Below are 14946 nucleotides of genomic sequence, written 5' to 3' on the forward strand. Positions count from 1 at the left end.
TCACTCGCCCCTCGACCCCGGCCGTCCCAGGCCGCGCGACCAGAGGGGATGGGGTGATCTCATGAATGCGACTGCGAGGAGCACGTCTTGAGCATCAGCATCTCCGACCTCGTCAAGGTGCGGAGCCGGCACCCGGAGGCCATCGCCGAGGCGGCCGCCCGCCGCGTCCGGCGCCCCCTCATCGGCGACAGCGGCCGTCTGATGATCGTGGCCGCCGACCACCCCGCGCGCGGCGCCCTCGCCGTCGGAGGCCACAAGCTGGCCATGGCCAACCGGTCCGAACTGCTGGAGCGGCTGTGCGTCGCGCTGTCCCGCCCCGGCGTCGACGGAGTGCTCGCCACCGCCGACATTCTCGAGGACCTGCTGCTGCTCGGCGCCCTCGACAACAAGATCGCGATGGGCTCGATGAACCGCGGCGGTCTGGCCGGGGCCTCCTTCGAACTCGACGACCGCTTCACCGGCCACCGCCCCCAGGACATCGCCCGGCTCGGCTTCGACGCCGGCAAGCTGCTGCTGCGCATCGACTACTCCGACGAGGGCTCGCTGGCCACCCTGCTCTCCACGGCCAGAGCCATCGACGAGATGGCCGAGCGCCGGCTGCCCGTCTTCGTCGAGCCCTTCATCTCCCGCCGGATCGACGGCAAGGTCACCAACGACCTGAGCGCCGAGGCCGTCACCAAGTCCATCGCCATCACCTCGGGGCTCGCCGGGACCTCGGCGTACACCTGGCTGAAGGTGCCGGTCACGGACGACGCCGACGACATGGCCGCCGTCATGGAGACCTCCACGCTGCCCGCGGTGCTGCTCGGCGGGGACGTCGGCAAGAGCCCGCGGGACCAGGAGGGCGCGTACGAGAAGTGGCGCAAGGCGCTGAGACTGCCCACCGTCCAGGGCCTGGTGGTCGGCCGCGCGCTGCTCTACCCGGCCGAGGGCAGCGTCGAGCAGGCCGTCGATACGGCCGTCGGCCTGTTGTGACGGCCGCGCCCAGGCAGCAAGCGCGGAACGCGGCAAGCACGGAACAAGGCGCTGACAAGGCGGAGACTGACGACATGACCACTACCGACCCTTCCACCAGTTTCCATCTGCGGGCCGGGAAGGCGGCCGCCGGACCGTACGCCGTGGACATCGACCCCGCGCGGGCCGGATGGGGCTACTCCTCGCTGCGCGTTCTCGACCTGCCGCCCGGCGGCTCGCACCAGCTGGCCACCGGCGACAGCGAGTGGATCGTGTTGCCGCTGAGCGGCGGCTGCAGCGTGATGACGGAGGGCCAGACCTTCGAACTGCACGGCCGGGAGAGCGTGTTCAGCGGCGTCAGCGACTTCGCGTATCTGCCGCGCGACGCGCACGCCGAGATCGCCAGCGCGGCGGGCGGGCGGTTCGCGCTCACCGGCGCCCGCTGCGAGCGGCGGCTGCCCGCCCGCTACGGACCGGCCTCGGCCGTCCCCGTCGAGCTGCGCGGCAGCGGCAACTGCTCGCGCCAGGTGAACAACTTCGCCGCGGCCGCCCCGGCCGGAGGCGGACAATCACGTGGCGGTTTCGAGTGCGACAAGCTGATCGCGGTCGAGGTCCTCACCCCGGGCGGCAACTGGTCCTCGTACCCGCCGCACAAGCACGACGAATGCCGCCCGGGCGAGGAGTCCGAGCTGGAGGAGATCTACTACTTCGAGATCGCCGAGGCGCACGGCAGCGAAGGCATCGGCTACCAGCGGGTCTCCCCCTCCGGCCGCGGCCGCGGCACGGACGTGCTCGCCGAGGTCCGCTCCGGCGACCTGGTCCTGATCCCCGACGGCTGGCACGGCCCGTCCATCGCCGCCCCCGGCCACGACATGTACTACCTCAATGTCATGGCGGGCCCCGGCCGGGACCGCGACTGGCTCATCTGCGACCACCCCGATCACGCCTGGATCCGCGCCACCTGGCCCGACCAGCCCGTCGACCCCCGACTCCCCCTCTACGACGCCCCCACGGGAGACACACGATGAGTGGAGCCACCCGCAGGCTCACCACGGCCCAGGCCCTGGTGGAGTTCCTGGCCCACCAGTACACCGAGCGCGACGGGAAGCGGCAGCGCCTCATCAACGCCTGCTGGGGCATCTTCGGCCACGGCAATGTGGCGGGCCTCGGCCAGGCGCTGCTCGAGACCGGCCAGGACGCCATGCCGTACCTCCAGGGCCGCAACGAGCAGGCCATGGTGCACGCGGCCGTCGGCTACGCCCGCCAGTCCAACCGGCTCGCCGCCCAGGCCGTCACCACCTCCATCGGCCCGGGGGCCACCAACCTGGTCACCGGCGCCGCCCTGGCCACCGTCAACCGGCTGCCCGTACTCCTGCTGCCCGGCGACATCTTCACGACCCGCCCCGCCGACCCGGTGCTGCAGCAGCTGGAGGTTCCCTCCGCGGGCGATGTGTCGGTCAACGACTGCCTGCGGCCGGTCTCCCGCTACTTCGACCGGATCGTCCGTCCCGAGTCGCTGATCCCGGCCGCGCTGCAGGCCATGCGGGTGCTCGCCGACCCAGCTGACACGGGCGCCGTCACCCTCGCCTTCCCGCAGGACGTCCAGGCCGAGGCGTTCGACTGGCCCGAGGAGTTCTTCGCCGACCGCGTCTGGCACGTACGCCGCCCGGCGCCCGACCCGGCCGAGCTCGCCGTGGCCGCGCGGGCCGTGCGTTCCGCCCGGCGGCCGCTGATCGTCGCGGGCGGCGGCATCCACCACAGCGAGGCCGAGGAGAGCTTGCGCGCGCTCGTCGAGGCCACCGGCATCCCCGTCGCCTCCACCCAGGCGGGCAAGGGCTCGCTGCGCCACGACCATCCCGCCGACATCGGCGGCATCGGACACACCGGCACCGCCGTCGCGGACGACCTCGCCCGCACCGCCGACCTGGTCATCGGCGTGGGCACCCGCTACAGCGACTTCACCACCGCCTCCGCGACCCTCTTCGCCAACCCCCAGGTCCGCTTCCTCAACCTCAACATCGCGCCGTTCGACGCGCACAAGCTGAGCGCGACGACCCTGGTCGCCGACGCCCGCGCCGGGCTCGAGGCGCTCACCCAGGCGCTGGCCGGGCACCGCGTCGAGGAGGGGTACGAGGCGGAGTACGCCGCCGGGAAGGCGAGCTGGGAGCAGCGGGTCGACGCCGCGTACGCCGCCGGGGACGAGTCCGCCCGGCCGTCCCAGGCCCAGGTCCTGGGCGCCCTGGACCAGATCGTCGGCGACGAGGACGTCGTCATCAACGCCGCCGGCTCGCTCCCCGGAGATCTGCACAAGTTGTGGCGGGCCCGCTCGCCGCGCCAGTACCACCTCGAATACGGCTACTCGTGCATGGGCTACGAGATCCCGGCCGCCATCGGCGTCCGGCTCGCGGCACCCGACCGCCCGGTGTGGGCGCTGGTCGGGGACGGTACGTACCTGATGATGCCGACCGAGATCGTCACCGCGGTCCAGGAAGGCGTCAACATCAACATCGTGCTGATCCAGAACCACGGCTACGCCTCCATCGGCGGCCTGTCGGAGGAGACCGGTGGTGAGCGCTACGGCACCGCCTACCGCTTCCGCGCCGCCGACGGCACGTACAGCGGCGACCCGCTCCCCGTGGACCTGGCCGCCAACGCCGCCTCGCTCGGCATGGAGGTGATCCGCGCCGGGAGCGTGGCCGAGCTGCGCGAGGCGCTGGCCGCCGCGCGCGCCTCAAAGCGGCCCACATGTGTCTATGTGGAGACCGAAACAGCCGACACAGTGTCCGGCGCGCCCGCCGCGCAGGCGTGGTGGGATGTGCCCGTCGCCCAGACCGCGACCCGCCCGGCAGCCGTCAAGGCGCGCGAGGCCTACGACCGGCAGGCCGCGGCCCGCCGCCGCCACCTCTGACCGCCGACTTGTGACTGAAGAGAAAGGCTCCGCACCCATGAAGACCGTCAACCACTGGATCGGTGGCAAGCCCGTCGAGGGCGTGTCGGGAGAGTTCGGCCCGGTCTACAACCCTGCGACCGGCGCGCAGGACACCCGGGTGGCGTTCGCCTCCGTGGCCGAGGTGGACGCGGCCGTCGCCGCCGCCAAGGAGGCCTGCGCGTCCTGGGCCACCACCTCGCTGACCAAGCGCACCGCGATCCTCTACAAGTACCGCGAACTGCTCGACGCCCACCGCGACGAGATCGCCCGGCTGATCACCGCCGAGCACGGCAAGGTGCACTCCGACGCCCTCGGCGAGGTGGCCCGCGGGCTGGAGATCGTCGAGCTCGCGTGCTCCATCGCCGAGAAGCTGAAGGGCGAGCTGTCCACCCAGGTCTCCACCGGGGTCGACGTCGCCTCGATCCGCCAGCCGCTCGGCGTGGTCGCCGGCATCACGCCGTTCAACTTCCCGGCCATGGTGCCGATGTGGATGTTCCCGGTGGCCATCGCCTGCGGCAACACCTTCGTGCTCAAGCCCAGCGAGAAGGACCCCTCGGCCTCCTGGCGGCTGGCCGAGCTGGCCGGCGAGGCGGGCCTGCCGGAGGGTGTGCTCAACGTCGTCAACGGCAACAAGGTGGCCGTGGACAGGCTCCTGGAGCACCCGGACATCGCCGCGGTCAGCTTCGTCGGCTCCACGCCGATCGCCAAGTACATCCAGTCCAAGGCCATCGAGCACGGCAAGCGGGTGCAGGCGCTCGGCGGCGCCAAGAACCACATGCTGGTACTGCCCGACGCCGACCTGGACTTCGCCGCGGACAACGCCATCAACGCGGCGTACGGCTCGGCCGGCGAGCGCTGCATGGCCGTGTCGGTCGTGGTCGCGGTGGGCGACACGGGCGACGAGCTGGTGAAGAAGATCGCCGACCGCGCCGCCAGGCTCCGCATCGGCCCCGGCGACGACCCGGCCTCCGAGATGGGCCCGCTCATCACCAAGGAGCACCGCGACAAGGTCGCCTCGTATGTGCACGGCGCCGCCGCGCAGGGTGCCGAGGTCGTGGTCGACGGGACGGGATACATGGTTGAGGGCCACGAGAATGGCTTCTTCATCGGCGTCTCGCTGCTGGACAAGGTCCCCACCACCGCCGACGCATACCGCGACGAGATCTTCGGCCCGGTGCTGTGCGTGGTCCGCGCCGAGACCTACGACGAGGCGATCGAGCTGATCAACAGCTCGAAGTGGGGCAATGGCACGGCCATCTTCACCCGTGACGGCGGCGCCGCCCGCCGCTTCCAGCTGGAGGTGGAGGCGGGCATGGTCGGCGTCAACGTGCCGATCCCGGTGCCCGTCGGCTACCACTCCTTCGGCGGCTGGAAGGACTCGCTTTTCGGCGACCAGCACATCTACGGCAACGACGGGGTGCGCTTCTACACCCGCGGCAAGGTCATCACCACTCGCTGGCCGGAGCCGTCGGAGGAGGTCGGCATCAACCTCGGGTTCCCGAAGAACCACTGAGAGCCCGTCGGTTTCGATCGAGCACTCGTTCGGGTGAAGCCTCCCGCCGGTATGGATCCGGCGGGAGGTTTCGTGTGTATCAAGGAAGGGGATTGCAAACGGACATCGCGCACGGGGGACGGGCGCGCGGAGGGACTTGGGGGATGCCGGTGGCGGGCAGAGGGCGCGCGGCGGGCGCGAGGTTCCTGGAGGGGGACGGCGCCGAGGATTTCATGGGGGCGTTCAAGCGGGCTGTGGCGCCGGAGGACCGGCGGGCCCTGTCGCGCGATGTGTTGCCGCCGGTGGTGCTGCTCGCGGAGGGCGGCGAGGGGGACGGCGATCCGGGCGCCGGTCAGGGCGCCGGTCAGGGTGGTGATCCGAGTGGTGGTCCGGGTGGTGGTCCGGGCGGTGATCCGGGCGGGCGGGCGCACCGGGCCATGCGCGGTCTGGAGCGGTGTCTGCGCCGCGAGCGGGGCGGCAAACTGGTGCCGTACGCGGCGTTGGGAGCGGCGGAGGCCGCCCGTGCCGCGCGGGGTGGCCGTCCGTTGACGCTGGCCGTCGGGCAGCGGCTGGGCGAGGACGTCCCGCCCAGGACCGGGCGGCTGCGCCTGCGGGACTTCCAGCTGATGCGCGATGTCGTCGAGTGCGCCCTGGAGCAGGGGCCCGAGGCCGCGCCGCTCACCGGCGAGCAGCTGCGCGACCGCTGTTATGAGGGGCGTCGCCAACGAGGCCCGGTGCTGCGGGCGCTGTGGCGGCTGGGCGGCGGTGATCCGCCGACCGCGCAGGGCGCCGCACAGGGTGGCGCCGCGCAGAGCCCCGGCTGGATCGGGCTCGCGCTGGGCGCCGTCGCCCGCCCGTTGCTGCAGGTCTTTCCGCGTTGGTGGTGGGCGCGCCGGCGCACCCGTCGGCTGCTGTGGTCGGACACCACCGGGTGGTTCGCCGACTGGCGGGAGATCGGCCATGGACGGCGCGCCGAGGAGTTCTTCGGCAGCGCCGCACAGCTGGTGGAGTCGGCAGCGCTGCAGGACGGAACGGGGGACGGAACGGGGGACGGGACGGGCGGGGGAACGGGGGGCGAGGCGCGGGACGAGTTGGAGCAGCTTCTGCTGCGCGCCCTGCTGGCGGATCTGAAGGCCGCCGTTCGACCGGGGCGGATCTCGCCGTGGCGGCGCCGGAGGGCCACCCGCTTCACCGTGCTGCTGGAGCTGGCGGACGGCGGAAGCGGCGATCCGGCGGCGCGCTTTCTGCGGGAGTACGGGCCGGCGGCCGAGGAGCTGGCATGCGCGGCCGTCGTGGTGGTGGCCACGGGCCCGGCCGGGACGGCGGCGCCGGGGGAGCGCTGCGCCAGGCTGTCGGACGCCGCCTCGGCGCTGGACCACGCGGCCGGGGCGCCCGAGGGCGACCTCGAACCCCTGCTGGCGCCGTTGGTGCCGGTGGCGCCGCTGCCTCCGGGCGCCCGACCGCGTTCCGCGCCCCGCTCGGGTCCGGTCTCGCCGCCGGACTTCCGGATGGGCCCGGTCACCGAGGTGGTGCTGGAGGGCGTGGCGCTGGTGGCCGTCTTGGGCGTGCTGGCGTCGTGGCTGATCCCCAAGATGCCGGGTGGCGAGGACGAGACCTGTCTCGGCGGCGTCGCCGGGGGCCCGCTCTCGGGCCGGGCGGAGCTGAGCGCGGCGCCGCCCCGGCAGCAGTACGAGGCCGCGGCGCTCATGATCGAGAAGGAGAACGAGCGGGTCGCCGACGCGGTGCGGCGGCGCGGAGCCGAGGCCCGCACGGTCGTGCACATCGGGGCGGAGGTGGCCAGGGACCAGGAGGGCCAGCGATACAACGGCGCCGTGCCGGAACTGCGCGGCATCGCGCTGGCCCAGCGCGCGCTCAACGAGGAAGCGAGGAACGACTCGCGGAAGGTATGGCTGCGCGTGCGGATGCTCAACGCGGGCGAGGGGTTCAAGGACGCCGAGAGCCGCGCGGGGCAGGTGGTCGAGGAGGCGGGGCGGAAGGACTCCGGCATCATCGGCGTGGTGGGCTTCTCACAGAGTCTGAAGCAGACCCAGGCGGCCATCCGCGAGCTGGGCAGGGCGAAGATTCCCGTGGTCGGCACCACGGCCACGGCCGACGCGATGGACGTGAGCCGCTACTACCGCCGCGTGGCGCCGACCAACAGCCGCGAGGCGCGGATCGAGGCCGACTTCGCCCACCGGGGAAACATCATGGACAGCGGCTCGGGCCGGTGCGCCCCGGCCGAGGCGGCGGTGGTGGTCCAGGACCCCCAGGACCTGTACAGCAACGAGATCGGAGATCGCTTCGCCGCGCAGTTCGGCGGGGACTGGTCCAAGCTGGAGTATGCGCCCGGCGGCCGGTCCGGCGGTGCCCCGGAGCCGGGCAGCGACCGCGTCTCGCGGAAGGACAGCATCGAGGACGTGGCCGACGCGGTGTGTGAGCGGATCAAGGAGCGGCCCCGCACGGTTCTGTACTGGGCCTCCCGGGCGCGCGAGTTCACCGCGTTCCTCGATGTCTTCGGGGACGACACCTCCTGCGAGGGGCGGAAGTTGACGGTCCTGGGCGGCAATGAGCTCACCACCGCCGCCCTCTCCGGCGAGTACGAGGACCGGCCGTGGCTGCGGCTCTACCACGCCGCCCATGTGCTGCCCGCCGGGCATCCGCGCGGCAGCGACATCACCAAGGAGTTCAACGCCCAGTACGCCGCGGTGTTCGGCGCCAAGGACCTGTGGCGCAACGACGGCCGGGCGGCGCTGGCCCATGACGCGATGCAGCTGATGGCCGCCGCGGCCAACGAGGCGTTTGCGAGCACGGGCGGGGTGGAGCGGTCGAATGTGCAGATCAGCCTCGACAACGGCATCAACAAGGAAGGGGCCAGTGGCTACCTGGACTTCGGGCGCGGCGCCAAAACCTCCCGCGACAAGCCGCTGGTGATCCTGCACCACACGGCCAAGGGCTCCGAACCGGTCCTGTTCTGCGGCGCGTTCGCGCAGAACACCGGCCGCATCGAACGCTGGGGGCCGAAGGACGAGTTCGCCTGCCCCAAGGACGGCTGACACCTGGACGCCGCGCTGTTACGCCCCTGTTGCACAGCGACAGGGCAACCTTCCGATCTCCGCGCGGGTCTCTTTTGATGTTCGACCGATCAATGGTCACAAGCACGCACACAGGCTGACACAGCACTGCACAGGGGGAAATCTCATGCTTCGTACTCTTCGTCGTTCGACCGCCCTCGCCGGGGGTTGCGTGGCCGCGCTCGGCCTCGGTCTCGTCCTCGCCGCCGGTTCGCCCGCGGCCGCGTCCGCGCAGACCGACCCCAACGGCCGCTACACCGCGGAGGAGATCCACCACTTCCTGGAGGGCTTCTACGGCAACCACGGCCCGACCGCCTGGGAGCGTAAGCACCTGGTCTCGGACCAGCTCAAGGAGAAGGCCGCCGAGAACCCGGGCTTCGATGTGCTGCTGTGCGCGCAGAACACGCCGCGGGACATCGAGGTCGGGGCGGTCACCACGGCCCAGTCGGCGCGGGTGGGCTGGGCGACGATCACCACCACCTGGGACGGCTCGCCGCAGACCGCGTCCTTCACCGCGTATGTGGACCTCGACGGCAGCAAGCCGATGAAGCTTCTGAACGTCGAGTGCGGCATCGAGGGCTGATGACGCGCGGACGCGAAGCGGACGAGGCGATGCCGCGGGTGTGACGCGGTGGGTGTGATGCGGCGGGTGTGATGCGGCAGGTGTGATGAACCAGTGCGGAACGACTGGTTCAGCTTCAGCGGATCAAGGCCGTAGTCTCGGCGTATGACCTGGTCACACGCCTTGAAGGCGACCGCACGCGGCGGGCTTGCGATCGAGCGCACCAGGCTGGAACCGCTGGTCGCGGTGCGCGGCGCGTGTGGGGTCGCGCTGGTCATCGGCCTGACCATGTGGCTCGGCTCGCCGACGCTCGCCGTCTCCTCCGCGTTCGGCGCCTTCTCCTCGGGGATCGCGACCTTCCAGCGCAGCTGGCGGCCGCGCCCCGCGCTGGCGCTGGCCGCCGCGGGCGGGCTCGCGGTGTCCACGTTCCTCGGCTATCTGGCCGCCGCCCACACCGTCACCTTCCTGGTCATGGTCGCCGCCTGGACGCTGCTGACCGGGATGGCGTGGGCGGTCGGCCCGGTGTCCGGGCTGGTGTCCACCCAGATGGTCGCGGTGATGCTGGTCACCGTCACCCTTCCGACCTCGGCGCTGGGTGCCCTGCAGCACGCCGCCCTGATCGGGTTCGGCGGAGTGGTGCAGGCCGCGCTGATCGTGCTGTTCCCGGTCCGGCCGTGGGGGGTGCAGCGCGACGCCCTCGCGGACGCGCTCGCCGCGGTGGCCGACTACGCGCGCCGGCTGCGCCACGACCCGGTGGCGCCGTTCGACCCGCAGCCGCTGATGGAGGCCCGGAGCGCCGCCGCCCTGACGCCTCGCCAGGCCCGGCGGCGCCCGCGCCAGCTGCGCGGCTACCGGCTGCTGGCCGAGCGGATCCGGCCGGTGCTGGCCTCGCTCGCCGACCCGGTGGTCGGCGCCGCGCCCGAGGGCCCCGAGCGCGACCGGGCGCTCGCCCTGCTGGGCGCGACGGCGACCGTGCTGGACGCCGTGGCGCACGCGATCCGCTGGGGCAAGCCGGTGCTGCTGCCGCCGGACGCCATGGCGGTGCTGGAGGTGCCTCCGACCGGGCCGATGCTCAGCGGCGCGGGCCGCCGGGCCGCGCTGCGGCTGATGGCGCTGGTGGCGGATGTCGTGGAGTCCTCCGACGAGCCGGTGGAGGCCGTGACGGCCGAGGGGGCCAAGGACCGCCGGTATCTGCCCCGGCCCACCGTCCCCGGCATGGTGCCGGTGGCGCTGCGCGCCCTGCGGCGCGAGGCGCGCTGGTCCTCGCCCGTGCTGCGGCACGCCGTGCGGGTGTCCGCTGTCGCCTCCTGCGGCTATCTGCTGGGGTCAGCGCTGCCGTTCGGCCATGGCTACTGGGCGCCGCTCACCTCGGTGATGGTGATGCGGCCTGACTTCGGCCAGACCTTCTCGCGCGGCGTGGCGCGCTTCATGGGCACCCTGGGGGGCGTGGTGCTCGGCGGTGCGGTGATGGCGCTGGCCCACCCCGGTCCGTATGTGAGCGCCGCGCTGGCCGTGGTCTGTGCCGCCGCGCTCTACCTCCTGCTGCGCACCGGTTTCATCGTCGCCTCCGCCTGCGTGACCGGGTATGTCGTCTTCCTGCTGGGCATCGCGGGCGAGGGCTGGTCGCAGACGGTGGCGGCACGGGTTGCGCTGACCCTGCTGGGCGGGGTGCTGGCGATGGCCGCGTATGTCGTCTTCCCCGCCTGGGAGACGCCGCTGCTGCGGGACCGGCTGGCCGACTGGCTGGAGACGAACGGACGTTACGCCGTCGCCGTCTTCGACGCGCACGCCCGCCCCGCTGACCGCCGCCCCCGCCAGGTGCGGGAGGCGCTGCTGGACGCGCGGGCGGCGCGGGCGGCCTGGGAGCAGGGCGAGGCGCGGGCCCACCAGGAGCCGGTGCGCCACCGCGGGCTGTCCCGCGGCGCGGCCCGCGCGGCGCAGACGGCGCTGTCCACGGTGGGGCGGGTCACGATGCTGGTGGAGGCGCATCTGCCCGCCCCGGAAGCGCCCGCGTCCAAGGAGGCCGAGGAGTTCGCGGCGGCGCTGCGGGGGGCGCTGCCGGGAGCGGTCACGGCCGTACGGGAGCGCCGGGCGCCCGAGTGGGGCCCGGTGCACGAGGCCCTGGAGCGGTGGCAGGATCAGGAGGCGGAGCGGCCGGGGGTGGCGGTGCGCGGCGCCGAGCTGCTGGTGGAGGCGCTGGACGATCTGCCGCAGGCCCTCGCGGTCAAGCCCGGTCGGGGCGGGCACACTTAGCGCCCGGCCTCACGCGGGGACGTCGCGCGGGGCCTTGCGCGGAGCGTCATGTGGGGACCTCGTGCGCAGGGCCTTGACCGGTGCCGCTGAAGAGGCGCGCCAGATGTTCCTCGACCAGGGCCAGGGCGTCCTGCGGCGGGTAGGTCTCCATCAACACCTCACTGGAGAGCCCCTCGGTCAGGGCGATCAGCAGCGTCGCCTCGCGGACGGGATCCCGGTCCGCGGGGACCTCCCCCCGGGCGATGGCCGCCTTCAACTGGTCGGCGAAGAAGCCGCGCAGGGCCGACCTTCGAGGACTTCGGCAACAGCTTCCTGTGGCTGACCATCCCGCTGGCTCTGCTGGCCGTGGCCGCCGTGGGCAGCGTCGGCGCGGTTGCCCTGTACGCCGAGAACTGGTGGCGGTACCGCCTGGAGTGGGCGGACGAGGGCACCCTGCGGGTGCGGCGCGGGCTGCTCACCACCCGCTCGGTCTCCATCGAGCGGGCCCGGCTGCGCGGCGCGGTGCTGCGCGAGCCGATGCTGCTGCGCACGGGCGGCGGCGCGGCCGTACGGGCCGTGGCGAGCGGCCTCGGCACCCGTGAGGAGAACCGTACGCGCAGCACGGTGCTCCCGCCCGCCCCGCGCGCGGAGGCTCTGCGGGTGCTGACCGGCATGCTCGCGCGCCCCGGCGCGCCGCGCGGCCGGCACGCCCCGGCAGCCCGGGCCCGGCCCGCCTCGTCCGCGCCGCCCGTCTCGCCCGTCCGGCCTGCGTCGCCCGTCCGGCCTGCGTCGCCGGCGCGGCCTCTCTCGTCCGCCCGGCCTGCTCACGCGCCCATCGGCGAAGCGCTCTTCGACCGGCCGGAGTTGACCGGGCACCCGCGCGCCGCGCTCCGCCGGCGGGTCGTGCGCGGAATGGTGTGGGCCGTGGCGCCGGTGACGGTCGCTCTCGCCGTGCTCGGGGCGCTGCTGACGCCCGTACTGCTGTACTGCGCCGGGGGCTTCCTCCTCGTCGCGACCCCCGTCGCCTATGCCCTGGCGCGCGACGCGTACCGCGCACTGGGCCACGGCCTGGCGGGCGGTCACGACGGCCATCTGCTCATCCGCTCCGGCCCTTTCAGCCGCGACACGGTCGCCCTGGACCGCCGGGCCGTGCTGGCCTGGACGTTCACCGACACCCCGATGTCGCGTCGGGCCGGGGTCATGACCGTGACGGCGGCCGTCGCCGCGGGCGAGGACGGCTATCGCATCCCCGATATGGCGGCTGGGGAGGCGGCTGCGTTCGCGCACGCGGCGGCACCGGGGATCCTCGACGAGTTCCTCGTACGGTGACCGGCGGGGCCGCCCCGATGGCGGCCCCACCGATGAACCCACCGGTATCTACGTGGCAGAGGTGTGGACGGGGCTGCTACGGTGCGGGATCATGAGCAGCCCGGAGTCCGACAGACCCTAGCCACCGGCCGCGTCCGGTGGCAGTACCGCCGATGAGCCGCACACACCGGCCCTCTTGAGGCCGTGCGGCCGCCACGGCGCCGCCCCGGCGGCCGGATCTCCGCATCATGGGCAGCGGACGACTCCGACCGGACTCGATTCCCACACCTTTCCCTCGCGCTCCTTCCCGTCGCGCACGCCTCTCCCGCGTGCGGTGACGCCTCCTGGCGAGCGCACCTGGCGAACCCTCCCCTCGGCGAACGCTGCCCGCTCGCAGATTCCGTTACTTTCACTCGGGGAGTTCCCGTATGCCCTTTGCCGTCTACATGCTCGGGCTGGCCGTATTCGCCCAAGGCACTTCTGAGTTCATGCTGTCCGGACTGGTGCCGGACATCGCCGCCGACCTCGGGGTCTCCATCCCCCAGGCGGGCTTTCTGACCTCGGCGTTCGCCATCGGAATGGTCGTCGGCGGGCCGCTGCTCGCGATGCTGACCCTGCGCTGGCCACGGCGGACCGCGCTGGTGGCGTTCCTGGTGACGTTCGCCGCCGCCCATGTCGTCGGGGCGGTCACGGGCGACTACGGCGTGCTGCTGGCGACCCGGATCGTCGGCGCGCTCGCCAACGCCGGTTTCTGGGCGGTGGCCGCCGGGGCCGCGGTCAGCATGGTCGAGCCGGACAAAAAGGCCCGCGCGATGTCCGTGGTCGTGGGCGGGGTCACAGTGGCCTGTGTGGCGGGCGTGCCCGGCGGAGCCGTGCTGGGTCAGCTGTGGGGCTGGCGGTCGGCGTTCTGGGCGGTGGCCGTGCTGTCCGCCGTCGGCGTCGCCGCCGTCCTGGCCTCGATCCCGGCCGGTCGCCCCGACGCGCCCTCGGCCGGGCTGCGCGCCGAGCTGCGTTCGCTGGTCGGCGGGCAGCTGCTGACCGCCTACGCCATGAACGCCCTGGTCCAGGGCGCGACCTTCTGCACCTTCACCTATCTCGCGCCGCTGCTGACCGAGGTCGGCGGCTACGGCGCCGGGTGGGTGCCCGCGATGCTGGTGCTGTTCGGCGTGGGCGCGTTCATCGGCATCACCGTCGGGGGCCGGATCGCCGATGTCCGGCCGCAGCTGATCCTGCTGACCGGCATGAGCGCGCTGACGCTCGGCTGGGCCGTGCTGGCCCTGACGGCCGGCGCCGCGGTGGCCGTGTTCGCACTGGTCTTCGTCCAGGGCCTGCTCGCGTTCGGCATCGCGCCGATCCTGACCTCGCGCACGTTCTACCTGGCCGGCGGCGCCCCCACCCTCGCGGGCGGGTTCACCACGGCGGCGTTCAACGTCGGCAACACGGCAGGCCCGTGGTTCGGCGGGCTCGCCATCGACGCGGGTCTCGGATTCCGCTCGCCGGTGTGGACCAGCGCGCTGATGATGCTCGTCGCGCTGGCCACGCTCGGCCTGGGGGCCGTCCTGCGCCGCCGCGAGGCGCGACGCGAGGCCCCGGTGGCGGCGGCGGTCTGAGCCCGGCCGCCCCCGCCCAGCTGTGGGGGCGGCCTGCCCAGGGTGCGGGACACCGTGGACCGCTGGCGTCGAGCGGCGGGCGCACGCTGTCTACTGCTTACCGCCGTTACGACCGGACCAGCCTGCGCTGAGATGGCCGACGTGAACGTCGAGCGCTATGTCGTGCTTGGTGAGGCCATAGCAGTGCAGAGCCGGTCATAGGTCCCCGCCATCTGACGCAGCGCTGCCGCCGCCGTGCCGACATCACCCGTGACCAGGCTGCACTGCACGCTGCCGAGCAGTCGCGCCTGCTGGTCAGCCACCGTGGCGGCCTGGGTCTCGTCCACCGCGCCCAGCCAGACCGACGCGTCCGCAAGGCGCCGGACACCCACCCGGATGGCAAAGTTGACCAGATGCGTGCGGGTGCGGTCATCCAGGCCGGCCTGTATGCGCTCGGCGAGATACTCCAAGGCGGCCGCACCGCCCCGCCCACCGTTCACCGGTCGGCTTTCCGCGTGCCGACCGGTGAGCCATTCCAGCGCCACGGGCAGAGCGCTACGCGGTGCCGTCATTACCTCGACCCGCCGGACCCGTTGAAATTCACCTGGTTCTGGCGAGGATGCCCCGGCGTTCACGCCGGGGAGGAATCGCCTTCCGTCCTGGCGATGCGGAGCGTCGCCGTATCCGCTTTTCCACGGGCGCGGCGCGCCCGCACGGCCACCGGGCAGACAGGAAAGCGAACATCCGTCCCATGGGTCACCGGGGTGGATGGCCGCTGAGGAAGGGGCGGTCGCGTGTGCGGTTGTCGT

At 73.1% G+C, this 14946-nt stretch carries 10 protein-coding genes and 1 pseudogene; 9 read left to right on the top strand and 2 right to left on the bottom strand.

The features are described 5' to 3' along the window. Positions 1 to 87: 87 nt before the first annotated feature. The 7 genes from PV419_RS30750 (at position 88) to PV419_RS30780 (ending at position 11261) form a co-directional block, all read left to right on the top strand. The gene (locus PV419_RS30750) at positions 88 to 975 is read left to right on the top strand and encodes a deoxyribose-phosphate aldolase (protein ID WP_319694514.1); all 888 of its coding nucleotides are present in this window, start codon (positions 88 to 90) and stop codon (positions 973 to 975) included. Positions 976 to 1049: 74 nt separating this feature from the next. Then, positions 1050 to 1982 (top strand): 5-deoxy-glucuronate isomerase, encoded by a 933-nt coding sequence (gene iolB, locus PV419_RS30755; protein ID WP_319694516.1) that lies wholly within the window; start codon positions 1050 to 1052, stop codon positions 1980 to 1982. Continuing rightward, the gene (iolD, locus tag PV419_RS30760; RefSeq protein WP_319694518.1) at positions 1979 to 3862 is read left to right on the top strand and encodes a 3D-(3,5/4)-trihydroxycyclohexane-1,2-dione acylhydrolase (decyclizing); all 1884 of its coding nucleotides are present in this window, start codon (positions 1979 to 1981) and stop codon (positions 3860 to 3862) included. The genes iolB and iolD overlap by 4 nt, the downstream gene beginning before the upstream one ends. A gap of 37 nt (positions 3863 to 3899) precedes the next feature. Next, positions 3900 to 5396 carry a CoA-acylating methylmalonate-semialdehyde dehydrogenase gene (locus PV419_RS30765; protein WP_319694520.1) on the top strand — a complete coding sequence of 499 codons (1497 nt, stop codon included), beginning with the start codon at positions 3900 to 3902 and terminating at the stop codon, positions 5394 to 5396. A gap of 149 nt (positions 5397 to 5545) precedes the next feature. Continuing rightward, complete coding sequence (locus PV419_RS30770) at positions 5546 to 8428, top strand: hypothetical protein (RefSeq protein WP_319694521.1); 2883 nt, start codon at positions 5546 to 5548, stop codon at positions 8426 to 8428. Between the two features lie 145 nt (positions 8429 to 8573). Next, the gene (locus tag PV419_RS30775) at positions 8574 to 9029 is read left to right on the top strand and encodes a hypothetical protein (RefSeq protein WP_319694523.1); all 456 of its coding nucleotides are present in this window, start codon (positions 8574 to 8576) and stop codon (positions 9027 to 9029) included. A gap of 144 nt (positions 9030 to 9173) precedes the next feature. After that, positions 9174 to 11261 (top strand): FUSC family protein, encoded by a 2088-nt coding sequence (locus PV419_RS30780; RefSeq protein WP_319694525.1) that lies wholly within the window; start codon positions 9174 to 9176, stop codon positions 11259 to 11261. 46 nt (positions 11262 to 11307) lie between these two features. Here PV419_RS30780 and PV419_RS30785 read toward each other — a convergent pair whose 3' ends face one another. Beyond that, positions 11308 to 11541, bottom strand: a complete 234-nt coding sequence (locus PV419_RS30785; protein ID WP_319694545.1) for a TetR family transcriptional regulator C-terminal domain-containing protein — start codon at positions 11539 to 11541, stop codon at positions 11308 to 11310. 8 nt (positions 11542 to 11549) lie between these two features. Between PV419_RS30785 and PV419_RS30790 the strand changes: the two are divergent. After that, positions 11550 to 12569: pseudogene (locus PV419_RS30790) on the top strand (PH domain-containing protein); the annotation flags it as partial. Between the two features lie 407 nt (positions 12570 to 12976). Next, on the top strand, positions 12977 to 14158 hold the full coding sequence (locus PV419_RS30795; protein ID WP_319694527.1) for a Cmx/CmrA family chloramphenicol efflux MFS transporter: 1182 nt from the start codon (positions 12977 to 12979) through the stop codon (positions 14156 to 14158). A 155-nt stretch (positions 14159 to 14313) separates the two neighbouring features. Here the strand turns inward: PV419_RS30795 and PV419_RS30800 are convergent, their stop codons facing one another. Beyond that, positions 14314 to 14682 carry a hypothetical protein gene (locus PV419_RS30800; RefSeq protein WP_319694529.1) on the bottom strand — a complete coding sequence of 123 codons (369 nt, stop codon included), beginning with the start codon at positions 14680 to 14682 and terminating at the stop codon, positions 14314 to 14316. Positions 14683 to 14946 lie beyond the last annotated feature (264 nt).

Origin of the sequence: Streptomyces sp. ME19-01-6, from assembly GCF_033793745.1 — a bacterium.
GTDB lineage: Bacteria > Actinomycetota > Actinomycetes > Streptomycetales > Streptomycetaceae > Streptomyces.